The following is a 25640-nucleotide window of genomic DNA, read 5'->3' as shown; positions in this document are numbered from 1 at the left end:
ATGAATGAACATGATTTAAGTGATTTAAGAGCAGAATTTGATAAGTTTGTTAGTGATAAATGTTCACTAAACCCAGAAGATGCAATGAAACAAGACAGAGATATCGGTGACAAGGAAGACGAAGAGCCTGTTCCACAATTTGTAGATGCTTTGACATCTAAACTTTTAGCACCTGCACACAGCGGTGTCTATCTTTCTCGTTTGGACATTAAAAGAATCGCAGAAGCAATCGATGAGTCTATTCCGATTAAAGAGCGTATAAAGATGGTCAGAGCGCTATTTAGACATACCACTAAAAAAGAATACCTAAAAGAAGCATTTGCAGAGATAGACAGACATATCAACGGACGTATTTTAATATATCAAGAACTTGCTGAGGCTTTTCCTGCATCTAAGAGTGTTTTTGATGAAAACATTGCTAAAGCTAAGAAAACTATGAAGATGTTCAGTACGATTGTTGAAGATTTTGAAGAGATAGAGCCTACAAGCGACCCTTTATTCGTTTAATTTTAATTGCGGTAGCAGTTAGAATTAAAATAGCAATGCATTTGCTGCGTTGCTTCGTTCGTCATGTACTTTTAGTACACTTCCTTACTCAGCCCTTGCAACTACACTACTCTTTTAATCCATTTGATTTAAAGTTGTAATGATGAATATTACATCATCCCCTGAAGTTGTACCCAAGCCTGCCAGATAAGTGAACTAACGATACCTGCCGCAAAACCTGCAACTATATCATCACCCATTACACCGATTCCGCCTTTGGCTTCTCTGTCTATTCTGCCTATAACGGAAGGTTTTTTGATATCAAAATATCTAAATAGAACAAATGATAAAACGGCTTGGATTAAAAATCCATTCTCAAATTGTGTTATCTCACCAACAGAGATGCTCATTGCAGGAGCTACGCTAAGTGCAAACCACATTCCTGCAAGCTCATCGATGACTATTCGTTTATCATCATGTATGCCGCTCTTTTCTTCATATTTGTTAATCTCACGGATTGCTATAATAGTAATCAATATAGTTGCTAAAAAAAGTGTCTCAACTTGAAAAAAGCCCAGTATTAAAATACCAAGTATAAGTGCCACAAAGCTTCCTGCAGTGCCGGGAGCTTTTGGAAACAGGCCACTGTAGCCCAGAGTTATAAAAAACCAGTTCATTATTTTCCTAAGTTAGTGATGTAGTTTGGTAGAGTTTCATTAACTCCAGGTAAAAATCTCTTTCAGTATGTTCTTCTAAAAGACCTTCCACAGGCAAGATATCATAGTATAGTTTCTCTAAGTTTTTAAATCTGTTTGGAAACAGTTTAGAGAGTATCTGTGCCGAGATTTCTTTTCTGATAAGCATAGTCGGAGGCAGTAAACCTAGCTCTAAAAGCTCTAATATGGAGTCTGCATGATAAGAGATTTGGTGATGCTGACCGTGAGGACAAGTGTTTTTACTTACAAGAGTAGTACATTTGTCGCAGTATACATATTCACTTGCCACTGTGATGTCTATATCGATTCCTACAACTTTGTCTATGATAGATTTATTTGAATTACAGTCATAAAACATACCAAGTCCGGCATGATTTCGCCCGATTGTCAATCTGTCACAGCCGTAGTTTTTGGCAACTATGGCATCAATGATAATCTCATTGTATCCTGCAAAGATATAGCTGTTCTCAAGAGGCACAACAATTACATGGTTCTTGGTTAAAAAGTTGTTTATGAAAAAATCCAAAGATTCTCTTCTTGTATCATAATCTAGATTTGACTCAGTGGATGACTTTAGTAAAAATATTACAAGCAAGTCAGTATTTTCTAATGCCTGACGAATAAGTCTTTCGTGAGCACGATGAAGAGGATTCGCTGCCATGACAAGAGAAGTAGTATGTTTTGCTTCTACAAGCTTTTTAGCATCTTCTATTATCTGTTTATTCTTATTACTTGATTTGTTGATCAGTTCATATTCACCACAAACGGCAAGAGGACCAAGTCTATTCATGGTTGCCTGTACACCTGGATGATTGACATCATCTGTTCCATAGATATGTTTGATTCTGTCACTGGGGTCAATATGAAAAACTTCTTCTACAACAAGTGTTGCAAAAGGTTTATTGTCAAATAAAATTGTAATCTCTTCACCGTTTTGCAAAGAGCTTAGAACTTCTGCATTTACTTTACCAGATGGTGCTAAGATGAACGGAAAAGGGAATGTTTTTCCATTTATCAGACCTGTCTTTAAAACATTTTGGCTCTCTTTGAAGTTCATCAAAGAAGTAGCAGGAGCAAGTAATCCGTCTTTTAACAACTCTAATGCAGATGCTGCTTCCTGGTCTATTAATAGAGTCTTATTTTTTCTTGATGATGTCATATTTCTTTCGTTTTTCCCATAAACTTTTACGGCTTATTCCTAATTTTTTAGATAGTTCGATATCTGGAAATTTATACTGGTAGTTAAGAACTATATACTTAACATAATCTTCTATCGGCAATATATCGCCCTGATCGAAAATATTGTTTTCACTCTTTATCTCTAGAATTTTATGCTCAACATCTTCAATTTTGTCCGTACTTGAGATAATGGCTTTTTTATTACTTATAAGAGAACAAAAAGTTTTTCTGTCGCCTTTTTTAAGTGTTTGATAATCTATTATGTAGATAATAGCGTCTTGATTCAATGATTCTATTTCACTCATAGCTTTTGGATCACTTAGACTTATAAAGTGGATTGGGAGATCTTTTTCATATGCATGTTCAAAAGCAAAAGCATCTGAATACTTTTGAAATGAAGATGATATAAAGATAGGAAGATCAATATTAGAGTGATCATATTCATGAGTGACTGTTGAAAAAGAGTGTGTCAAGTACTTTTTATAAGCTCTATCTCTCTTTTTTAGTTTTTCGTAATCTTGGTAGTGATCTATCTTTCTTATGAGTTCTTCAATCATAAATGGTTTTAAGATGTAGTCTTTCGCACCGGCACTAAGCGGTTTTGAAACAGTATCATTTGAGATGTAAGAAACCATCAAGATGATAATCGCATTTTTAAATGTCTCAATTACAGGGTTGAAATCTTGACCGTTGATGTTTGTAGAGAGTAAAACAACATCATAGTTGTTACTCTTTATAGCATCTCTGGTTGATGTACACATTTCACATATATGACCTAACTCGCCTAACTTCGTAGCAATACTCTGTGCTAAATAAACTTCGTTTTCTATAATTAGTATTTTCAAATCTTCGTCCAATCAAAATATTTTAAATTTGCATTCGCAATTACTCCAACGCCTTCACTTCGACCAATAAAGCCGAGTTTTTCAGTTGTTGTAGCTTTTATATTTACTCGTGAGCTGTCGCACTTTATTATATCTGCAATGGTCTTTCTCATCTGTAATTTATACTTGCCAATCCTTGGCGTCTGTGCTGCTATTGTTAAATCAACATTCACAATAACAAAACCAAAGTTGTATATTTTATTAACAACTCTTTGAAGTAGAATTTTTGAGTCAATATTTTTGTACTCATCACTACTGTCTGGAAAACTATCTCCAATATCACCCATTCCAGCCGCTCCTAAAAGAGCGTCAATAAGAGCGTGAATAGCAACATCACCGTCACTATGAGCTTTAAACCCGAAACTAGAGTCTATTTTGACACCGCCTAAATACATCTCTTCGTTTTCATCAAAAGCATGAACATCAAAACCCGTACCACTAAGTATGTCACTTGATGGCTGAGATAAACATGAAAGAGAGTTTAAGTCTCTTATAAAAGTTATCTTATTTGCCTCATTGTCTCCAAGTATAAATTCTCTTGAACCGCCGTTTGCAACTATGGCACTACTCTCATCGGTAAACTCTACATCTGTTTCAAGAGAATCTCTAAGTACAGATGTTTTGGATAACTGAGGAGTTTGGATTCTCTTTACTTGGTCTCTGTCTATAGTCTCATTATGATATACGATGGTATCGCTGACTTTTAAGTACGGGACTATGCAGTCAGCTTTTCCTTTTTTAGAAATAATGTTTTTCAAAAATTCTTCGTTTATACAAGACCTTGCAATGTCGCTTACAAGTACAAAATCAGTTTCAACTTCTTTTAAAGCATTCTTTAAAGAGTTTTGTCTAGTGGTAGAACCTTCTACAAATGTAAAAGAATCATAGCTTTTCATATATTCAATATCATCACTTGAAGAGGTGATGATTATTTTATTAAAAAGTTTAGTTTCTACACACTTACGGGCAACATATTGCCATAAAGGCTCATGACCAATCCTTAACCACTGCTTCTTAACATCACATTCAAAGCGACTTGAACTACCAGCAGCAAGTAAAATAAGTGTTATGCCAGCCAAATATACTCCTGTTTTTGAAAAGTGTTACGAAATTATACACTCAGAAAGCTTTTTTTTCTCTTGTTTTTACAATATAGTCTTATATTATCTTTGAAACCCTTTTTTATTGAAGCCCTTAATGCTACTTTAACTTTATTTGATTATATTTCCACATACTAATCTATAAACATATGGAGAATACTATGAGAACTTCATGGGTGAAAAAACGAGAAAATGATTCTGTAAGAACTCAAATGTATTATGCAAAACAGGGCATAATTACTGAAGAGATGGAACATGTTGCAAAAGTAGAAGATTTATCTCCTGAACTTGTAAGAAGTGAGATTGCAAGAGGTAGATTAATCATCCCTGCAAATATAAACCATACATCTTTAGAACCGATGGCTATAGGAATAGCAGCTAAATGTAAAATCAATGCCAACATAGGTTCATCTGCAATAGCTTCTGATGTTCAAGGCGAGGTAGAGAAGATGCAGGTATCTCAGCACTATCATGCCGATACAGCAATGGACCTCTCTACCGGTGGAGACTTGGATGAAATACGTAGAGCCGTAATAGGAGCTTCAAAGATTCCAATAGGGACAGTTCCAATCTATCAAATTCTTCACGATGTTGGAAATAAAATAGAAGACTTAAGCATAGATGTAATGCTTGAAGTACTAGAGCGTCAGGCACAACAAGGTGTCTCTTACTTTACTATTCATGCAGGTTTCTTGCTTGAGACTATGCCAAAGATTGCAAAAAGAAAAATGGGTATCGTAAGCCGCGGCGGTTCGTTAATGGCTGCATGGATGATGCACTATCACAGAGAAAACCCGTTCTATACAGCATTTGATGAAATACTTGATATTTGTGCAAAATATGATGTTTCACTAAGTCTTGGTGATTCACTTCGCCCGGGTTGTTTAGCAGATGCATCTGATGATGCACAGCTTGGTGAGCTTAAAGTTCTTGGTGAACTGACTCTAAGAGCTTGGGAAAAGAATGTTCAGGTAATGATTGAAGGTCCGGGACATGTTCCTCTAAATCAAGTTGAGCGTAATATGAAACTTCAGCGTGAACTTTGTCATGAGGCACCTTTTTATATACTTGGACCTTTAGTTACAGATATTGCTGCAGGTTATGATCATATATCTTCTGCTATCGGTGCTGCTGTGGGCGGATGGCACGGAGCTAGTATGTTGTGTTATGTGACTCCTAAAGAGCACTTAGGTCTCCCAAATGCAGATGATGTACGTGAAGGTATCATTGCTTATAAAATTGCTGCTCATGCGGCTGATATCGCTCGTGGCCGTAAAGGTGCAAGAGATATCGATGATGCTATGAGTGATGCCCGTTATTCATTCGACTGGGAAAAACAGTTTGAACTGGCACTTGATGGAGAGAGAGCTCGTGAATATCATGATGAGACTCTTCCTCAAGATGTATTTAAAGAAGCAGAGTTCTGTTCTATGTGTGGACCTAAATTTTGTTCTTATAAAATAACACAAAATATAATGGATAATCCTGAAGCTATCGAGCAGATTGCAAGAGAAGCTAAAGAAAAGGAAGCACAAGAAGCAATAGCTTAAAAAAATAAATTATTGATATAAGACAATTTTTGTCTTATTTAGATATGCTATAGTTTTAGAGTTGATTTTTACAAAATTAAAGCGCAATTTAACTATGCGTAGACTTGACACCGAGTCAAAACGATTGTAGATGTAGAAAATAAATTAAAGGAAATATATATAATGACTAATGAAATTGTAAATTCAGCACTATCAAAAGTTATGTATCCTGGTTTTACTAAGGATATTGTAACTTTCGGTTTTGTTAACAGTATAGAGATTAACGGAAATGACGTGAGTTTCAATGTAGAGATTACTTCGAGTGCACCTGAAGTTGCACAACAGATTATCGATGATGCGACTGCGGAGCTTAAAGCTGTCGGTGCTTCAAACGTAAAGTGTAACATTAACGCTCCTAAGATGCCGGAAGCTCCTAAACCGAAAAGCAAAAATATTGCTCCACAAGTTAAAAATTTTTTAATGGTTAGTTCTGGAAAAGGCGGGGTTGGTAAATCAACTACATCTGTAAATATTGCTATCGCTCTTGCTGCTCAAGGCAAAAAAGTAGGTCTTTTAGATGCTGACATCTATGGTCCGAATATTCCTCGTATGTTAGGTGTAGCAGATGTAAAGCCTGAGGTTAACGGAAATAAAGTTCTTCCTATTAAAGCTTACGGTCTTGAGATGATGTCTATGGGTTCACTTATGGAAGAGGGTCAGTCACTTATGTGGCGTGGTGCTATGATTATGAAAGCTATTGAGCAGTTTTTAAGAGATATTCTATGGTCTGAGTTAGATGTATTGGTTATCGATATGCCTCCGGGAACAGGTGACGCTCAGCTTACTTTGGCTCAAAGCGTACCGGTTACTGCAGGTCTTACTGTAACAACTCCTCAATCAGTTTCTCTTGATGATTCTCGTCGTTCATTGGATATGTTCAAAAAACTTAATATTCCAATTGCCGGAATCGTTGAGAATATGAGCGGATTCATTGCACCTGATACCGGTGTTGAGTATGATATCTTTGGTAAAGGCACATCAGGGCCAATGGCTAAAGAGTTTGATACTAAGATAATCGCAGAAATTCCAATAGAGCCAACTATCAGAACAGGTGGAGATGAAGGTAAACCAATTACTTTCGTAAGTCCGACTTCTGAGAGTGCAAAAAGATATATGGCTGCTGCTGAGTCTATTTGGGCTACTATCGAGTCTGTTAATGCAGCAGGCGGTGCTTCAAATGAGTCGGTACAACCAACAACACCTCCAGGAGTATCAGCTTGTTCTATGTAGAATAAGTTTTTCTTCGCAAAATTCAAATAGCGACGCATTTGTTGCGTTGCTACGTTCTCATGCACAACAGTGCACTTCCTCTCTAAGCGCCTTGCAACTACGTCACTCTTTGAATTTTTTAACTTATATGTTGCAACATCTGCAGAGCCAAAAAATAGAAAATAAATGCTGTTAGGAAAATCCAATTGTTTGAACGAAGTGAGTTTTGGATTTTTAGGGATTTGTGTTCTGCTTTTTGGGAACCTCACAAAGTGAGGCTCGAAGCCGTTGCAAGAGTTTTTGCTTACTTTTTGCTCACAAAAAGTAAAGAGAGAAAGGTTATCGTAAATCTCCGCTTTCGCCCATTTCTTTTTCATAATTAACAATCTTATTTCTACCTGTTGTTTTTGCAACATAAAGAGCCGTATCGGCAAACTTGATACATTTCCAGATAGTGTCTCCGTCTTTAGGAAATTTGGAAATTCCTATACTCATAGTCTTTTTCAGCGTTTCACCTGTTCCCACATCAAAAGAGAGGGCACCAAAAGCATCGTGAATTTTCTGAGCAACTTCCTGAGTCCCTTTATCACTAGGATTATGAAGCATTACTACAAACTCTTCTCCACCGTATCTGATAGCTAAGTCTGCACCGCGGATATTTGATTTTAAAACTTTGCCAATTTCTACGATTACTCTGTCTCCTACGTCATGTCCATATGTGTCATTTACCATTTTAAAGAAGTCGACATCAAGCATCATAACAGAGTAAGTCTCTTTTGATCTGTTTGCCTGCTGAACTAATTTATCTATAAACTCTTCTAAAAACCTTCTGTTATAAAGACCTGTCATACCGTCTCTAAGTGAAGTGTCTTTAAGTTTTTCCATTAGTATCTGACTCTCTATTACCGGTTTGGCAGCTTCAAAGTAGTGTTTGATACTTGTGATATGTGATGTTATCTCTTCAAGCTCTTCTTCACTTTCACCTGTAGCTGCAATAGATAGTGAAACATCATTATTGATAGTAAAAGGGATACATACATAATTTTGTTGTTCTGATAAGCATGCTTGACAAAGGTTTGGAAATTCAGTAGAAATCGTAACACTTTTTGTTCTGTATGCTCTACATTCAGTGGCATTTTTATTGACTTTTTCTTGACATATCAAAGCATTATCACCTGTAGAGAAAAATAATTTTCGCTCATGAGTAACATTATTTATTTCATAAAGTGTGAAATTTTTAAGATGGTATTTTAATCTTAGTATGTCAACAATTCTTGTGTAGACGTCATTTTTAGAAGCATCAAGCTCGATAGTCTTTTTAAATTTATAAACATCAGAGAGTTCATTTATAATTGTTTTTGCTTCATAAAGCGGATCTGCTGATGAAACACACCCTTGAGGAATAAATGTGGCAAGATTGTATTTGATATCTCCAAATGTTTCTTGCATCTTTGAAAAGAGTGTATTCATTTGATCAACTATACTCTTAGCATCTCCTCCAACATTAGTCTCAAACTTATGGGTAAAATCTCCGCTATAAGCTTTTTTGATACCGTTTTGCAGGTTAGAGAATAATTTCATATATGGCGTAACGTAGTGATTAAGAAGAAAAAGAACAACTACTAAAAACAGCATGTTTATTCCGAGTATCTTTAAAATTGTAAGCATACCGCTTGCTCTCATATCACTGATATCAAACTCCATGCTTATAGCACCAAGTGTATCCCCCCTTTTTACATTATGACAGCTTAAACAGTTTGTGCCTCCTCCATCAACAGTTGCTTTATAAGGAATGGTTACTCTAAGAGTTATATCATTTGAAGTTTCTATAATCTTTTTGACCGTCTCTCCCGTTCTTAAAACTTTTTTATCGATTTCATCTCTTACGGTCTCATCATTCAGACCTTCACCGTATTGTTTTATTACATGCTCACTTCTAGCAAGCCACAGAGATTTAACTTCTTTATTGTTTGCAGATATCTGATGCAAAAAGTACTCTCTTTTATCCATCATCCCATTAACCATATGAGCAGTTAAACCGTCTTTAACAATAGCCGCAGTCATTTTAGACTTTTCTTCAGCACCTTTAATACTGTACTCTCTAAAGTTTAGCGATATATTTATGATTGTCGCAGTCGTTAAGGCAAGCAGCATTATTGCTACGATAAAGAGAAGTTTAGATTTTGTTTGCATGTATATTCGCTTATGTTAGATTAAATTAGATTATAGATAGTATCTAATCAAAAATAAATTTAAAATGAAAGTGATAAAATATTTATAAGTAAATTTTATAACAGGTTGCATATTGTTAATAATATTATTCAACAGTTACACTTTTTGCCAAGTTTCTAGGCATATCTACGTCATTGCCCAATCTTACTGAGATTTCTAAAGATAAAAGTTGAACAACTACCATCATCTCAAAGAACTCCAACATATAATCTTTACATTTGGAAATGCGGATAAAGTCATCGGCCTTGTCAAACTCTATTGGACTTATAGCACATATAGTAGAATCTCTGGCACTCAGTTCTTCTACATTACTTTTTGATTTTTCATAATGAAGATGCTCAGGGAGCAACGCTATTGTAAATAACTCAGGATCAGCCAATGCAATCGGTCCATGTTTCATCTCTCCGCTTGGGTAGCCTTCAGCATGCAAATAAGATATTTCTTTTAGTTTAAGTGCACCTTCTAAAGCTAACGGAAAAAAGATATCTCTGCCGATGAAAAAGAAGCCGTGCCCGTGAAGATATCTTTTTGAGAGTCTTTTAAGCTTTTCATGAAGAACGTCTGTTACTTTTACGGATGCCGGTATCTCACGAAGTAGTGAGATCTGTCTTATGATTTCTTCTTCTTTTAGGGAACTACGAAGTTTTGCGATGTAGAGACTCAGCATCCAAAAGATTGTGACTTGAGTTGCAAATGCTTTAGTAGATGCTACACCTTTTTCTATTCCTGCACGTGTTAAAATTGTCGCATCTGCTAATCTGACCATAGATGAATTATCTACATTACAGATAACCAATGTTTTTAATCCGGCTTTTTTGGCCATCTTCAGTGTTTCGAGGGTGTCGGCAGTTTCTCCGCTTTGTGAAATGGCAATGAACAAAGTATCTTTACTCATTATAGGTTCTCTGTATCTAAACTCACTTGCTATCTCTACAGAAGTTTTTATTTTCGAATATCTCTCAAACAGATAAGATGCACTAAGAGCCGAGTGGTAAGAAGTTCCGCAGGCACAAAGTTTTATCTCGTTTATTCCATCAAACAAGCTTTTTTCAAATTCATCAAATATGATTTCGTCATCACTCAGTCTTCCCATTAGAGTATCTGCGATTACGTCACTTTGCTCATATATCTCTTTTTCCATAAAGAAGCGGAAACCGTCCTTTTGAGCTGAAAGCTTATTTTGAGATAGTTGAGTAAAAACAGGATTTTTTTTGTTGGCATCTTTATCAAATATGGATATCTCGTCATAGTTTACAAAACCGTAGTCACCGTCATCAAAATAATTAACTTCATGAGCATGACCTATAAGAGGAGTATCGGATGAAGCAAAATATTTTTCATTTTCACCGTCTATACCGACAAGCATGGGTGAACCATGTTTTGCAAAAAAGATGGTATCAGGCTGGGATTTTGTGGTTAGAAGTACAGCGTATGCCCCCTCTAACTCTGAGATAGTTTTTGAAAAAGCTTCAAAAGCATTCTTGTGTGTTTTTAGATTTTTTTCAAACTGATGAACTATTACTTCGGTATCCGTCTGGCTTAAAAAAGTGACTCCATCAGCTAAAAGTTCTTGTTTTAACTGAGCGTAATTTTCTATGATACCGTTATGAACAACATAAGAACTTTCGCCCAGATGCGGATGTGCATTAAGCTCTGTCGGTTTTCCGTGTGTTGCCCAGCGGGTGTGACCGATACCCACGGCAAATCCGGTAGTTGTAAAATCTTTAGTTTTTTCTTCAAGGTTTACAAGTTTACCGATTGCTTTGTAGTTTGAAAATTGACCGTTTTGTAAAACAGCGATGCCTGCCGAGTCATAACCTCTGTATTCTAACTCTTTAAGGCCGTCAAGTAAAATTTCTTTAGTATTTTTTTCGCCTAGGTATCCAACAATTCCACACATTACTCGCCCTTTGTTAATAGTTCATAAATTTTTTCGACATTATTGCATATATCGTTTTGTTTTTCCATTAAGAAGCTGTCACGGACCTTATGTTTGGTAGAGTGGATTTTTGCAGTTACAATATTGATGCCAAGTTCTTCAAAACACTCCATGATGTAAGCTAAAAGTCCAATCTGGTTCTTTGTGTTTATATTAACTTCTGCATGCGTTAATGAGTGCTCACAATCTATAACAATCTCTTTTTTGTTAATATTTACTTCTTTCATCTGAACATGTCTACTCATGTCAAAAGCATTGTTTACAATCTGCTCAACTTCTAAAAGTTCATCACCGGCTACATTTTTTATAAACTCTATCTTAAAGTATTTGATACCGTCAAAAAGTGTAAATATCTCCATGGAAGCTACATCCAAGTGACTAAGCGCTGCTAAAAGGTAACCGACATTCAAAGGTACTTTTCTGTATATCTCAATACTTAGAGATTTTTTAGCATATATGTTGTAGTCATACTCTTTTGTCACTTTTGCTTTTTTGGCTATGTTCACAATATCTTGCGAAGTATGTTTAAAAAAGAAGAGATTTGATTCTACATGAAGAAGTTTAGTTTGTAGAAGTTTTGGCAACTCTTTAAAAGCATCAGAATTTTTAACGCGTTTTTCTATGGTGATTCGTTTAGATGCATCTGTTATCCTGTCGCTATTTTCTGAGACTTCAAGTGCACTGATATATAAATCATGTAAAAGTTTAGAGTTAAAAGCATTGTATGCATTTCCTCCGACTCCGTTTATATCCGCATAAGTAAGTATGTACAGAAGTTTTAAGTTTTTAGTGTCTTTTACATTTGACATAAACTTATATAGAGTCTTCTCATTATGAATGTTTTCTTTAAAGGCTACATTGCTCATAAGTATATGATGTTTTATAAGCGTGACTGCTCTTTCAATAAGCTCTTCTTTTAGATTTAACTTATTTGCAAACGGAACTATAAGCTTCGCTCCGACTTCACTGTGATCTTGTTTTCTACCTTTTCCCGTGTCATGAAAAAGTACTACTACTTTTAGTAAAAGTTTTTCATCTTCACTGAGTTCATTGTAAAGTTCTTGTATAAATGGTTCATCGATGTCCTCAAGAGCCTGAACACATTTGATGGAGTGAAAATCAACGGGATAGTGGTGATATCCGTCAAATTGCGGCAGATGCAGAACTTTTCTAAAGTTTGGAAACAGCTCATGTAAAATTCCTGCATCGTAAAATAGTTTTAAAAAGCAGTAGATTGTTTTTTTCCTTAGTAACTCTTTTAATAGTACATAGGTCTCTTTTGTAAGAGGGTGAGAGATCTTTGTATATGTCAGTTGGTTTAAAAAACCTGCATCAAAGTGGTAAAACTTATCTGGTAAAGATATTAAAAGTTTTAGAAGTATGTTTATTGGTTGAATACTGAGGTTATAAGAAGCAAAAAGCCTGTCATCTAAAAGGTAGATTCCATGGCTCAAACGATTCTTTCTAAATTTCTTAATATAGCTCATATCAGCTATATACGGTCTGACCATTTTTTTAACAAATATCTGAGTGAAGTTACTAATTCGCCACTGGGCTTGAAGAACCCTTGTAAGCATCTTTTGTTCATTTTTAAAGCCCAGCATTTGTGCAACGCGAGGCATGTGCTCTAAAATAAGTCTGTCTTCTTGTTTGTGTGTGATTAGATGCAGGGCACTTCTGACGCGAAACAGAAGTTCTAGTGCTATTCTAAACTCTCTGTATTCATCGTCTGAGAAAACCTTTTGGCTTAAATCTTTTATATTATTTACCCCGTAAATCGTCTGGGCTATCCAAACTAGAAGCTGAGTATCACGAAGACCGCCGACACTCTCTTTGATGTTTGGTTGCATTGAAGTCGAGTATTTTTTGCGTCGTATCTGGGCTTCATTGATTTTGGCAAGTATAAACTCTTTTTGATTGTAGAGTCTTATCTTTGTAAGTTCTTTTTGCGTGGTATGCCAAGTAAATGGCGAACCCGTAATCAAACGTGATTCCATAAGTGAGGTTCGAATCGTAATATCTTCTCCGGCAGCTTTAAACAGGTCTGTTGTCTCATGTACTCTATGACCAAGTTTGAGTCCGGCATCAAGTGCGAGATAAAAAAGTTTTTCAATGATAAGCTGAGTGTTGAAACCGTCGACATCTTCGTAAACTATTAGAAGGTCTATATCACTGTGAACGCATAACTGCTCTCTCCCGTAGCTCCCTAGTGCCACGATAGCAATGGGAATAGAACTTCTCATAGGCAGGTAATTGCCAAATACCAGTCTTAAAACGGTCTTGTACATCAGAGATATGATCGAGTCTAGTTTTTTTGTGTGTTTGACTAAAAAATCTTTACCTTGAGAACTTTCAAAAAGCTCAGGCAGAGAAGTTTTATATTCGTTTATATACGCTTTAAAAAGTTTTGAAAGTTCAAAATCAGAACCGTTTTTTTCTATGATATCTTCTATTTGTAACAGTATGTCCAAACTAAATTCCTGAAGTTTTTTTATATTATAGTGTAGTTATAACAAATTAGATATAATCTTTTGGATTAAAATATGAGCAAATGGAGACACAAATAATGACAATTACAAAAAGAGTAACGTTTATAGCTAAAGAGGGTGATGAAGCAAAAATGAAAGAGCTTTTGCGCGCGATGGTTGAGCCGAGTAAAGCTGAAGACGGATGTATGCTTTATGATATTTACCAATATGAAAATAACCCTAGAAAATTTATGGCAGTTGAGACATGGAGAGATGAAGCGGCGCTTGACGGCCACAAAGCATCTGCACATTATGCAGTGTACAAATCAAGCTATGAGCCTTTTTGTGATGAAAAATATAGTGATGAACTAGAAATCTTAGGATAAAGTTTTGAGCTATTTAATGGCCATAGATGCCGGAACAGGAAGTGTCCGGGCAGTAATATTTGACACAGATGGAAATCAAATTTCTGTAGCGCAAGAGGAGTGGACTCACTTGCCAGAAGAGGGTGTGCCTAACTCTATGAGTTTTGATTTTAAAAGTAACTGGGAACTAGCAGTAGGATGCATAAAAAAAGCTCTCTTGGATGCAAAGCTCGGCGGTGAAGATATAGTAGCACTTAGTGCTACAAGTATGCGTGAGGGCATAGTTCTTTATGATAAAAACGGACAAGAACTCTGGGCTGTGGCAAACGTAGATGCAAGGGCTGATAAAGAAGTAAAATATCTTAAAGAGAATTTCCCAGGTATCGAAGAGGAGTATTACAAAGCATCCGGACAGACCTTTGCTCTTGGTGCGCTTCCAAGAATCATGTGGCTTAAAAACAATAGACCTGAGATTTATGAAAAAGTCAGCAAGATTTCTATGATAGGTGATTGGATTTTAGCCAAGCTAAGCGGAGAGATAGCAACAGACCCGAGTAACGGCGGAACAACTGGAATATTTTCCTTGGAGTCTCGTGACTGGATGCCAGATATGGCACAAAAAGTCGGTTTAAAAGATGATATCTTTGTTCCTTGTTTGGAAGTCGGGACTCCTATTGGAGATGTGAGTGAAGAAGCTTCAGCTATAACAGGACTCTCGACAAATACAAAAGTTGTTATGGGCGGCGGTGATGTTCAGCTTGGCTCTGCGGGACTTGGTGTAGTAGAAGTGGGTGATGTGGCAATTCTTGGCGGTTCGTTTTGGCAGCAGGTTGTAAACATAGCAAGTGACACACAACCTCCAAAAGATATGGGTATAAGAGTAAATCCTCACGTTATTCCAAATCAGTCTCAGGCAGAAGGGATTACTTTTTTTAGCGGTCTGGTTATGCGTTGGTTCAGAGATGCCTTTTGTGAGCTGGAAAAACTTCAGGCTAAAGAGCAGGGAGTAGATGCTTATGAATTACTAGAGCAAAAAGCTTCAAAAGTTCCTGTTGGTTCGTATGGAATAATCCCCATTTTTTCGGACTCTATGAAGTATGGAAAATGGTATCACGCAAGTCCAAGTTTTTTAAATCTAAGCATTGATCCAAAAGTCTGTAACCGTGCATCTATGTTTAGAAGTCTGCAGGAAAACGCAGCGATAGTATCAAGTATAAATCTGGATAAAATTAAAGAATTTACAGACTTAGAAATAGACACTATTGTTTTTGCAGGCGGAGCAAGCAGAGGTGCTTTATGGTCCCAGATATTGGCTGATGTTACAGGATGTAAAATCAAGATACCACGTGTTACGGAGGCGACGGCACTCGGGGCTGCAATGGCAGCAGGTGTAGGTGCAGGTATATATGATTCTATTTCAGATGCAGCGAAAAAACTGGTTGTTTGGGATAAATTATATGAGCCGGATATGCGAAACAATAAGATATATAAAGAGCTTAAAATCAAGTTTGAAAAAGCTTATGAAGCACAACTAAAGTTAGTTGATGATAATATCACAACTTCAATGTGGAAAGCACCAGGTTTATAGCCTAGATTAAAGTTGCTTTTCAAACTAGTTTTTAGGGAGACATCTCTTTAGGCTGATAATAATTTAAGGAAATAAATGTATTTATTCACAAGTGAAGTAGTAAGCCCGGGTCATCCGGATAAGTGTGCAGACATAATAGCTGACAGTATAGTTGATAGACTTATTATAGCAGATCCTAAAAGTAGAGTTGCAAGTGAAGTATTTGTAGCAGGTAAGCATGTAGTAATAGGTGGAGAGGTCACATCTAAAGCCAACCTTACTAATGCGGAGTATACAAAAATAGTAAAAGATGCTCTAATTAGTATCGGATATGACGGTAAAAGTGCTTTTACAAGAGAGCAGTGTCTGTTTCCAGAAGATGTAAAAGTCCAAGTACTTCTAAATCAACAATCACCAGATATAAATCAGGGAGTTGATCAAGAAGACGGTGAGACAGGTGCAGGTGATCAGGGAATCATGTTTGGATATGCTTCAAATGAGACTGCTGATTATATGCCTGCGGCTATTACTTACGCAAGAGTTTTATGTGACAAGGTTTATCACTATGCACTAAAACATAATCATAAGCTTGGGGTTGATATTAAGACTCAGGTTACACTTGATTATGAAACTAAAGAAAACTTTGAAAACTGTAATCCTCAGTCTATTCACACTATAGTTGTATCAGCTCCTTCAAATGAAGATATGGACATTAAGGAAGTGAGAGAACTTCTTCAAGGACTTATCGATGATGCAGGACTTCCGACTCATCTTTATGATCCTAAGAAAACTATCATTCACTTAAACCCTACGGGCAGATATGTAAGCCACTCTCCACTGCATGATTCTGGTCTAACGGGAAGAAAATTGATTGTTGACAGCTTCGGTGGTTACGCTCCTATCGGTGGTGGTGCACAGTCTTCTAAGGACTATACAAAAGTTGACAGAAGTGGTCTATATGCTGCTAGATGGTTGGCAAAACATATTGTTGCTGCGGGTTTTGCAAAAAAATGTTCAGTTCAACTCTCTTATGCAATCGGTGTTGCAAAACCGACTTCAGTATCTGTTGATACTTACGGAACAGTTTCAGTAGGTCTTGATGATGATATCCTATCAACTTTTGTAAGTGAGAATTTTTCACTTACTCCAAACTGGATAACTGCTAAGTTTGGACTTGATAAGCCAAGTGCCGAGACTTTCCTTTACGCTGACGTAGCTGCTCGCGGTCAAGTAGGTCAGAGTGATTATCCATGGGAAAAACTGGATGCTCTGGAAGTGTTTAATAAACTAAAATAATCTCGGAGTCACATATGGAGTATAGAGAGTTAGATATAAACAGTGTAGTACCCTATCTTAAAAGTGTCGATAAAGTCATGGACTACTTTGGAAGTGATGATTTAAAAGCAGATGAGATAGGTGACGGTAATTTAAATTATGTTTATCTTGTAAGCTCCATGCATGATGAAAAGAAAGCTCTTATAGTCAAACAAGCTGTTCCCTACCTTAGATGCGTAGGCGAAGAGTTTGCTCTGGGTCGTGAGCGTATGACCTATGAGATAAGAGCACTTTCAAAGTTTAAGAATATTGTTCCTGAGTTAGTTCCTGAACTCTATCATGTAAGTGAAGATATGTCGATTGTTGTTATGCAGTATTTGGGTAAACATATTATTTTAAGAGGTGGTCTCACAGATGCTAAGAGATATCCAAAGTTTAGTGAACATATCTCCACTTACTTAGCCCAGACACTCTTTAAAACTTCATCTCTCTTTTTAGACTCAACTGCCAAACGAAAATTAATTGATGAATTTAACTCTAATACCGAGTTATGTAAACTTACGGAAGATTTTGTATTTACTTTTGCATATATGCAAAATGAGACAAATGATGCCCAGAATGTAAAGGACAATCCACAAGCACAAAAGCTCTTTGGGGATATGAAGTTCAAAGAAAAAGTGCTTGATTTGAAATACAAGTTTATGACCTCTACAGATGCTCTCATTCACGGTGACCTTCACACAGGATCTATCATGTTAAACGAAAATGAGACTTTTGTGATTGACCCTGAGTTTGCCTTTGTGGGTCCTTTTGGATTTGACATTGGTGCCTTGGTGGCAAATATTGTAAATAATTATGTGCACCATACAATTGTAACCAAAGATGAAGGTTTTAAAGAATATTTGTTAGAGACAATAAAAGAGATATTAGAGCTTTTTGAGAGTAAGTTTTTAAAGCTATGGGAAGCCCAAAAAGATTCAGCTCTTTTAATAGAGGGCTATATAGATGATAAGACAGCCAAACACTACAAGAAGAAGTTTTTAAAAAGAATTTTGCAAGAGAGTGTCGGCTTTGCTGGCTGCAAGATGGCAAGACGAGTGTTTGGTGTAGCTGGAGTTGCAGAGATAAGAGGTATAGAAGATAAAAAAATGCGCCGAGAAGCAGAAGAGTTGGTTTTAAAAATTGCAAGAGAATTTGTAATGAAATATAACAATATAAATAGCAATGATGAAATACTGGAGATAATTAAGAGTGCAAGGTAAATACAGAGCTTTATGGCTCAATGATGATAATTTTTTAGAAGTAATAGATCAAACAAAACTTCCATTTTCTTATGAGACAAAAGTTTTAAAAAAAACAGATGAAATAGTTGAAGCAATAAAAGATATGACAGTCCGTGGAGCAGGTGTCATAGGAAGTGTCGCAGCGTTTGGCATCTACATAGCTTGTATGGAAGTAAAGGGCTACGATGAATTAAGAGAAAAGGCACTTCTTATAAGAGAATCACGTCCAACTGCGGTAAACCTTATGTGGGCGGTAGATAAGATGATGGAGCTTTTAAAAGATTCTAGCGATTTAGTTGCAGATGCCAAAAAATATGCAATAGAGCTTAATGATGAAGAAGCGTTAGAGAGCCAAAATATTGCCAAATTCGGTGCAGACATAATTGAAGATATTTTAAAGAAAAAGAACAAAAAAAGTATAAATATTCTGACTCACTGTAATGCTGGATGGTTAGCTGTAATAGATGAAGGAACAGCACTAGCACCTATCTATGAAGCAAAAAAGCGCGGTATAGATGTTCATGTCTGGGTTGATGAGACAAGACCGAGAAACCAAGGTGCATCTCTTACTGCTTGGGAACTAACTCAAAGCGGAGTGAATCACACTATTATCGCCGATAACACTGGCGGACATCTGATGCAGCACGGTATGGTAGATATGGTAATTACAGGAGCTGATCGTGTAAGTGCAAACGGTGACGTTGCAAACAAGATAGGTACATATTTAAAAGCACTCGCGGCATTTGATAACGATGTTCCTTTTTATGTAGCTATCCCAGCATCTACCTTTGACTTTGATATCATAGACGGTGTAAAAGAGATTCCTATTGAGCTAAGAAGTGAAGATGAGGTTAAGTATATGCGCGGCGAGGATGCTGATGGAGTTGTGAGAGAAGTTCTGATTACTCCAAAAGATTCACCTGCAATCAACTACGGTTTTGATGTAACACCTGCAAGATTAATTACAGGACTTATAACAGATAAAGGTATTTGCAAAGCAGATTATGAAGAGATTATGAAAAGGTTTAATTAGATGAAAAGTTTATGGAATGACGCTGAAGCAAAAGAGTTTAAAACAGATTTAGATTTAAGAGTATATACATCAAGACTGCTGGGACGTGATAAATCTTTAGTTTTGCATGGAGGTGGAAATACTTCTGTAAAATCAACTGCTACAAATCTTTTTGGCGAGAGAGAAGATATTCTTTATGTAAAGGGAAGCGGTTGGGATTTAGCGACTATTGAAGCTGAGGGTTTTGCTCCTGTAAAGATGGAGATGCTGCTTCGTATGGCTGAGTTAAAAGAGCTTAATGATACTGATATGGTTAAATATCAGCGTTTAGCTATGACAAACCCGTCCGCTCCGAATCCTTCTGTTGAAGCTATCTTGCATGCGGTTATTCCTTATAAATTTGTTGATCATACTCACACAGATGCCGTTGTAACTATCACAAATACAGAGGGCGGAGAAGAGAAGATAAAAGAGCTTTACGGTGACAAAGTTCTTATTATTCCTTATATCATGCCGGGCTTTGTTCTTGCAAAACTGATATACGATATGACTAGAGATGTGAAGTGGGATGAGTTAGAGGGAATGGTTCTTGTGAATCACGGTCTTTTTACTTTTAATGATGACGCGAAAAAATCTTACGAGAAGACTATAGAGTTAGTTGATAAGGCTGAAAAATATCTGGCTTCTAAAGGTGCCAACTTGGAAATAGTTGAAGATAGTACGACTATAGAGCTTTTAGAGTTAGCAAAAATAAGACGTGAGATGTCAGAGCTAAAAGGCTGTGCAACAATCTCAATCCTAAATGATTCAAACGAAGCAATAAACTTCTCAAAGCAAGATATAGAAAAAATTGCGACTCAAGGACCATTGACTCCTGACCATGTTATCAGAACAAAACGTATTCCTGCAATAATTTGTGAAGATTTTGAAGCTGATTTGGCTTCTTTCGTAAAAGAGTATATTAAATATTTTGAAGATAATAAAACGAACGAGACACTTCTAAACCCTGCACCAAATTTTGCAATACTAAAAAACAACGGAACTCTATCTTTTGGTAAAAATGCTAAAGAAGCAAATATCATTAAAGATATAAACGATCATACATTCGAAGCTATCTTAAAAGCTGAAAAACTTGGCGGATATAAAGCTCTGAGTGCAGCAAAGATTTTTGAAGTAGAGTACTGGGAATTAGAGCAAGCTAAACTGAAAAAAAGCGGAAGTTCTCCAGAGTTTAGCGGTAAAGTGGCACTTGTAACGGGCGGTGCTAGCGGTATCGGAAAAGCGATTGCAAAAATGTTAAACTCAAGGGGTGCGGCCGTTGTCGTTTTAGATATAAACCCTGATGTCGAGACTGTATTCAACAAGCCTGATGCAAAAGGCGTTAGATGTGATTTGACTTCAAGCAGTGATATTAAAAATGCAGTTAGCGTTGCAGTAAATAACTTTGGTGGAATCGATATAGTGGTGAGTAATGCCGGCATCTTTACACCAAGTGAGAACTTAGATTCTCTTAGTGATGAGAACTGGGAGAAAAGCATGAATATCAATCTTACTTCTCATCAAAAGCTTATTCGTGAAACAGCTCCATTTTTAAAACTTGGAATCGATGCATCTATAGTTATGGTAGCTTCTAAGAACTTTCCGGCACCGGGTAAAGGAGCGGCAGCTTACTCTGTGGCAAAAGCAGGTCAAACTCAACTCGCTCGCATCGCAGCACTGGAACTTGGTGAATATGGTGTAAGAGTAAATACTTTGCATCCTCACGCTGTATTTGATACTGCAATTTGGACGGATGAAGTTTTAGCAAACCGTGCAAAAGCTTATGGTATGAGCGTGGAAGAATATAAGACAAATAATATACTTAAAACAGAGATAAAGTCAGACGACGTGGCGGAACTTGTTTGTGCAATGGCAGGAAAAGCATTTGCAAAGACAACTGGCTCGCAAGTGGCTATTGACGGCGGAAGCGATAGGATAATATAGATGACATTAAGAGATAAAATTTTAGCATGTGAGAGAATCAACTTTGATGAAGCTCTTAGCCTTTATGAAATGGACTTTTTTGAGCTTGGTGAATTGGCAGATGCTAAGAGAAAAGCTCTTCATGGAAAGAAGACATACTTTAATATAAATCGTCATATAAATCCTACAAATAAGTGTGCAGATATTTGTAAGTTTTGTGCATACTCTGCAAACAGAAAAAATCCAAATGAGTACACTATGACTCATGAAGAGATAATGAGTATCGTAAAAGATGTTGATTCTCGCGGAGCAAAAGAGGTTCATATAGTTTCAGCTCATAATCCTGATACTGGTCTTGAATGGTACTTAGAGATATTTAAAAAGATAAAAGACGCTTATCCGCATATACATGTAAAAGCTCTTACTGCTGCTGAGGTTGATTTCTTGGCAAGAGAGTATGGGAAAACTTATGATGAAATACTGGACTTGATGGTAGAAAATGGTGTTGATTCTATGCCTGGCGGCGGTGCTGAGATCTTTGATGAAAAAGTAAGAAGCTATATCTGTAAGGGCAAAGTGACATCTGATCAATGGCTTGAAATCCATAGAAAATGGCACGAACGTGGAAAGATGTCAAATGTCACTATGCTTTTTGGACATGTTGAAAAAAGAGAACACAGAATAGATCATATGATGAGAATTCGTAATCTTCAAGATAAGACTAAGGGTTTTAATGCTTTTATCCCTCTTGTCTATCAGACTGAAAATAACTACTTAAAAGTAACAGAATTTATGACTGCAAATGAGATTTTAAAGACTATGGCAATCAGCCGAATCGTTTTAGATAATGTTCCTAACCTAAAAGCATACTGGGTTACCTCTACTGTAAACCTGGCTTTGGTAGCTCAAGAGTTCGGAGCAAATGACTTGGACGGAACGATAGAAAAAGAGTCTATAAACTCGGCAGCAGGTGCAAAAAGTGCAAACGGAGTTAATCTAGAAGAGTTTGTAGGACTTATTAAAAACAGTGGCTTTACTCCAGTTGAGAGAGATAGCGTATATAACGAAATAAAAGAGTGGTAAAATAGATGGATATATCGGTTGTAATTCCTACTTATAATCGATATGAAGTCCTTAAACGTGCTCTTGCATCTGTATATGCACAGACACATAAATCAAAAGAAGTTATCATTATAGATGATGGCTCAACTGATGAAACCTCACAGATAACAAAAGACTTTCCTGATGCTATGTATATTTACCAAGATAATGCAGGAGTCTCAAGTGCTAGAAACTTGGGAATTAAAAAAGCCAACTACGAATGGATAGCTTTTTTAGACTCTGATGATGAGTGGCATCCGCAAAAACTTCAAGAGCATCTAGAATTTCATCTCAACTATCCAAAACTGCAGATGAGTTATACAGATGAGCGCTGGATAAGAGAAACACTTGAGATAAAGGTTCCAAAGAAATACCGTAAATTTGGCGGAAGTATTTTTAAAGAGTGTCTGTCTCATTGTATTATAGCTCCATCTTCAACTGTTATTCATAAAGATTTACTTCATAGAGTAGGGCTTTTTGATGAAAGCTTGGAGGTTTGTGAAGATTATGATTTATGGCTTAGAATAGCTGTTGAAAATGAGATAGGACTAATTGATAAAAAATTGATTATAAAATATGGCGGAGATGAAGGTCAGCTTAGTATGAAGTTTTGGGGTATGGATAGGTTTAGAGTCAAGGCTTTGGAAAAATTACTCAATAACAAAGGAAGTAAAGCTTCAGTCTCGAAAGAAATAACAAATGAATTAACTAAAAAATATACGCTTCTTTTAAAAGGTGCAATAAAACATGTTAAAATACAAGATATTAATAACTATGAAAATAAAATAAAGAAATTAAATGTTTGATTTACAAAGAATAAAGTTAATATGAAATTAATTATACTGTTTTTTTTAATATCTTCACTTTATGCCGATAAACCTGAATTATTTCTTTTAAATAATTATAATAAAGTCACAAATGTAACTTCATGGTATATGAGTGAAAAACTCGATGGAGTCAGGGCTTATTGGAATGGTGAAAAATTAATCTCACGTAGCGGAAAAGTTTTTAGTGCTCCTGCTTTTTTTATTAAAGATTTCCCTAAACATGAATTAGATGGAGAGCTTTGGAGTAAACGCGGTGACTTCTCAAACATATCTTCAATTGTAAATCAAAAAAAAGCTCATAGTGGCTGGATGGATTTAACTTATAATATCTTTGAAGTTCCAAACTCAGCCGGGAATCTTTTGCAGAGATTAGAAAATGTTAAGACTACTAAATATCTCAAAGTCATAAAACAGATAAAAGTTAAAGATAAGAAGCATTTGAGTGAGTTTTTAAAAAACATTGAGAACAAGGGCGGAGAAGGTGTTGTTGTTCGTGATGGAAGCCTAAATTATTATACAGGACGAGATAATAACGCATTAAAAGTAAAGAGCTATAGTGATGAAGAGTGTGAAATTGTCGGTTATAACAAAGGTAAGGGAAAGTACAAAGAATCAGTAGGTTCAATAGTGTGTAAAATGGACAATGAACAAATAATCAATATAGGAAGCGGATTAAATGATAAGCAAAGAACAAATCCACCAAAAATAGGTGCTATAATTACATTTAAATATTATGGTTTAACATCTAAAGGCAAACCCAGATTTCCTGTGTTTTTACATGAAAGATATTAAAAAGAAGAAATATGAATTACAAACACAACTATAATCCTAGTATATCGGATGCAGATGTCTTTAATGAGATTGTAAAAGAGAAAGAAAGCATTGGTTACTATAACCTTGTTCATCAAAACACAGATGCTTTTAAAGAGTATGCCAAAAGCGTCAAACAAAAAAATATTGTAGTCATAGGTATCGGCGGAAGTACACTTGGAACATACGCAATATATAAGTTTTTAAAACATTCAAAAACTCTTAGTAAACAACTCTATTTTTTAGAGACAACAGACCCTATAGACATAAAATCGAAAGTAGAATCGATAGACTTAAATGACACGCTTTTTATTGTTATTTCTAAATCTGGTACAACCATAGAGACTATATCTATATTTAAATATATTAATTCTCTTGTTGAGTGTGATGAAAACAATACCTTAATCATAACGGAGAATGATTCGAAGTTAAGCTCTTATGCAAAAACTAATAATATAAAAACTTTTGAGATTCCAAAAAATGTAGGCGGCAGATTTTCCGTATTTAGTGCAGTTGGTTTAGTGCCATTGGCAATTGTGGGTATAGATATTGATGAACTGTTAAAAGGAACAAAGGAGATATATGATTCTTTTTTCGGTCTCAGCGACAACAAGGATATTTATGAAAGACTTATTAAAAAAGCAAGATTTTTTGTAGAGTATAAAAACAGTTTTAATATAAATGTAGTCTTCTCTTACTCCTCAAGACTTGAAGGTTTTAACAAGTGGTATATTCAGCTTTGGGGTGAGAGTTTAGGAAAAGTAGATATAAATTCTACAAGACAAGGGTTGACGCCAATCGGTATAATTGGACCGATAGACCAACACTCTTTTTTACAGTTAATTGTAGAAGGAAAAAGAGATAAAACAGTCACAGTTATAAAAGTAGATGACTTTGACAGTGATTTAAGAATCCCATCTGCAAAATTACAGGGGCTTGAAGAATTAGACTATATTGATAATTTAGAGTTTTCTAAGCTGATAAATATGCAAGCAGATGCTACTATAGAGTCTATAAACAACTTAAATGATATCCCATGTGATGTAATAACCATAGATGGTGTAAGTGAGAGAGCAATAGCAAGCTTAATGTATGAGTATGAGCTTTTGACTTCTATATGCGCTAAGTTTATGTACATAGATGCATATAATCAGCCTGGCGTTGAGAGTGGAAAAATTATACTTAAAGATAAACTGAAACAATAGTTTATATCATTTCTTGTTAGGGATAATGATTTCTTAAATTAATGAATAATAAAGTAAAATAATACTAAAATTCAAATATTGAACATAAGAATTGTAAGACATAGGAGAATTAATTTTGCAAAACGAAGAGTTAACATTATCAGTTTTAAGAAATATAGATACACTAAAAACTCAAAAGTCGCTTGCAAATGAGCTTGGGCTTAGTATAGGTAAGGTTAATTATGTGCTTAAAGCCTTAATAGAAAAAGGTTTTATTAAGGCTGAAAATTTCTTTGCAAACAAAAACAAAAACCAATACAAATATTTACTTACAGAACATGGTTTGAAAGAGAAAATAAACTTAACCGAAAAATTTATACAGAGAAAGAAAAAAGAGTATGATGAGTTAATATTTGAACTAGAAATGATGAAAAGTGAAGGTCAAGCATAAA

General features: G+C 35.8%; 21 protein-coding genes. 14 read left to right on the top strand and 7 right to left on the bottom strand.

Annotated elements, in window-relative coordinates; translation table 11 throughout:
* Positions 1-507 (top strand): hypothetical protein, encoded by a 507-nt coding sequence (locus tag ABYK18_RS01045; RefSeq protein WP_373034707.1) that lies wholly within the window; start codon positions 1-3, stop codon positions 505-507.
* A 149-nt stretch (positions 508-656) separates the two neighbouring features.
* On the opposite strand, the gene ABYK18_RS01040 is transcribed toward ABYK18_RS01045, so the two are convergent.
* Genes ABYK18_RS01040 through ABYK18_RS01025 form a run of 4 tightly spaced genes read right to left on the bottom strand, consistent with a single transcriptional unit; the run spans position 657 to position 4344 of the window.
* On the bottom strand, positions 657-1163 hold the full coding sequence (locus ABYK18_RS01040) for a phosphatidylglycerophosphatase A (RefSeq protein WP_373034706.1): 507 nt from the start codon (positions 1161-1163) through the stop codon (positions 657-659).
* A gap of 7 nt (positions 1164-1170) precedes the next feature.
* Positions 1171-2361, bottom strand: a complete 1191-nt coding sequence (locus tag ABYK18_RS01035; protein WP_373034705.1) for a sulfate adenylyltransferase — start codon at positions 2359-2361, stop codon at positions 1171-1173.
* On the bottom strand, positions 2339-3226 hold the full coding sequence (locus ABYK18_RS01030) for a response regulator (RefSeq protein WP_373034704.1): 888 nt from the start codon (positions 3224-3226) through the stop codon (positions 2339-2341). The genes ABYK18_RS01035 and ABYK18_RS01030 overlap by 23 nt, the downstream gene beginning before the upstream one ends.
* Positions 3223-4344 carry a bifunctional 2-C-methyl-D-erythritol 4-phosphate cytidylyltransferase/2-C-methyl-D-erythritol 2,4-cyclodiphosphate synthase gene (locus tag ABYK18_RS01025; protein ID WP_373034703.1) on the bottom strand — a complete coding sequence of 374 codons (1122 nt, stop codon included), beginning with the start codon at positions 4342-4344 and terminating at the stop codon, positions 3223-3225. The genes ABYK18_RS01030 and ABYK18_RS01025 overlap by 4 nt, the downstream gene beginning before the upstream one ends.
* 182 nt (positions 4345-4526) lie before the next feature.
* On the opposite strand from ABYK18_RS01025, the gene thiC reads away from it, so the two are divergent.
* Both thiC and ABYK18_RS01015 read left to right on the top strand, forming a co-directional pair.
* Entirely contained in the window at positions 4527-5915 is a 1389-nt protein-coding gene (gene thiC, locus ABYK18_RS01020) for a phosphomethylpyrimidine synthase ThiC (RefSeq protein WP_373034702.1), read from the top strand.
* A gap of 162 nt (positions 5916-6077) precedes the next feature.
* Complete coding sequence (locus ABYK18_RS01015) at positions 6078-7184, top strand: P-loop NTPase (RefSeq protein ID WP_373034701.1); 1107 nt, start codon at positions 6078-6080, stop codon at positions 7182-7184.
* A gap of 318 nt (positions 7185-7502) precedes the next feature.
* Here the strand turns inward: ABYK18_RS01015 and ABYK18_RS01010 are convergent, their stop codons facing one another.
* The 3 genes from ABYK18_RS01010 to ABYK18_RS01000 all read right to left on the bottom strand — a co-directional run bounded on the left by ABYK18_RS01010 (position 7503) and on the right by ABYK18_RS01000 (position 13805).
* On the bottom strand, positions 7503-9356 hold the full coding sequence (locus ABYK18_RS01010) for a GGDEF domain-containing protein (protein WP_373034700.1): 1854 nt from the start codon (positions 9354-9356) through the stop codon (positions 7503-7505).
* 124 nt (positions 9357-9480) lie between these two features.
* Positions 9481-11295: a glutamine--fructose-6-phosphate transaminase (isomerizing) gene (glmS, locus tag ABYK18_RS01005; RefSeq protein ID WP_373034698.1), complete on the bottom strand. Its 1815-nt coding sequence runs from the start codon at positions 11293-11295 to the stop codon at positions 9481-9483.
* Positions 11295-13805, bottom strand: coding sequence for an HD domain-containing protein (locus tag ABYK18_RS01000; RefSeq protein ID WP_373034696.1), 2511 nt, complete (start codon positions 13803-13805; stop codon positions 11295-11297). The genes glmS and ABYK18_RS01000 overlap by 1 nt, the downstream gene beginning before the upstream one ends.
* 95 nt (positions 13806-13900) lie before the next feature.
* Here ABYK18_RS01000 and ABYK18_RS00995 point away from each other — a divergent pair, with 95 nt between their 5' ends.
* From ABYK18_RS00995 to ABYK18_RS00945, 11 genes are all read left to right on the top strand, one after another.
* A complete protein-coding gene (locus tag ABYK18_RS00995; protein ID WP_373034695.1) occupies positions 13901-14188 on the top strand; it encodes a putative quinol monooxygenase in 288 nt (95 codons plus the stop codon).
* A 4-nt stretch (positions 14189-14192) separates the two neighbouring features.
* Positions 14193-15755 carry an autoinducer-2 kinase gene (gene lsrK / locus ABYK18_RS00990; RefSeq protein WP_373034694.1) on the top strand — a complete coding sequence of 521 codons (1563 nt, stop codon included), beginning with the start codon at positions 14193-14195 and terminating at the stop codon, positions 15753-15755.
* A 75-nt stretch (positions 15756-15830) separates the two neighbouring features.
* Positions 15831-17030 carry a methionine adenosyltransferase gene (gene metK, locus ABYK18_RS00985; RefSeq protein ID WP_373034693.1) on the top strand — a complete coding sequence of 400 codons (1200 nt, stop codon included), beginning with the start codon at positions 15831-15833 and terminating at the stop codon, positions 17028-17030.
* Positions 17031-17044: 14 nt separating this feature from the next.
* Positions 17045-18271 (top strand): S-methyl-5-thioribose kinase, encoded by a 1227-nt coding sequence (gene mtnK, locus ABYK18_RS00980; protein ID WP_373034692.1) that lies wholly within the window; start codon positions 17045-17047, stop codon positions 18269-18271.
* The gene (gene mtnA, locus ABYK18_RS00975; protein ID WP_373034691.1) at positions 18261-19325 is read left to right on the top strand and encodes an S-methyl-5-thioribose-1-phosphate isomerase; all 1065 of its coding nucleotides are present in this window, start codon (positions 18261-18263) and stop codon (positions 19323-19325) included. The genes mtnK and mtnA overlap by 11 nt, the downstream gene beginning before the upstream one ends.
* Positions 19326-21287 carry a bifunctional aldolase/short-chain dehydrogenase gene (locus ABYK18_RS00970; RefSeq protein ID WP_373034689.1) on the top strand — a complete coding sequence of 654 codons (1962 nt, stop codon included), beginning with the start codon at positions 19326-19328 and terminating at the stop codon, positions 21285-21287.
* Entirely contained in the window at positions 21288-22349 is a 1062-nt protein-coding gene (mqnE, locus tag ABYK18_RS00965; RefSeq protein ID WP_373034688.1) for an aminofutalosine synthase MqnE, read from the top strand.
* A 5-nt stretch (positions 22350-22354) separates the two neighbouring features.
* Entirely contained in the window at positions 22355-23173 is an 819-nt protein-coding gene (locus ABYK18_RS00960; RefSeq protein WP_373034687.1) for a glycosyltransferase family 2 protein, read from the top strand.
* 21 nt (positions 23174-23194) lie between these two features.
* Entirely contained in the window at positions 23195-23986 is a 792-nt protein-coding gene (locus ABYK18_RS00955) for a DNA ligase (RefSeq protein ID WP_373034686.1), read from the top strand.
* 11 nt (positions 23987-23997) lie between these two features.
* The gene (locus ABYK18_RS00950) at positions 23998-25209 is read left to right on the top strand and encodes a glucose-6-phosphate isomerase (RefSeq protein WP_373034685.1); all 1212 of its coding nucleotides are present in this window, start codon (positions 23998-24000) and stop codon (positions 25207-25209) included.
* A gap of 115 nt (positions 25210-25324) precedes the next feature.
* Positions 25325-25639 carry a MarR family EPS-associated transcriptional regulator gene (locus ABYK18_RS00945; RefSeq protein WP_373034684.1) on the top strand — a complete coding sequence of 105 codons (315 nt, stop codon included), beginning with the start codon at positions 25325-25327 and terminating at the stop codon, positions 25637-25639.
* The last annotated feature ends 1 nt before the right edge of the window (position 25640 follow it).

The organism is Sulfurimonas sp., assembly GCF_041563495.1.
Classification (GTDB): Bacteria; Campylobacterota; Campylobacteria; order Campylobacterales; family Sulfurimonadaceae; genus Sulfurimonas.
This window is presented reverse-complemented; position numbering and strand designations above follow the sequence as displayed.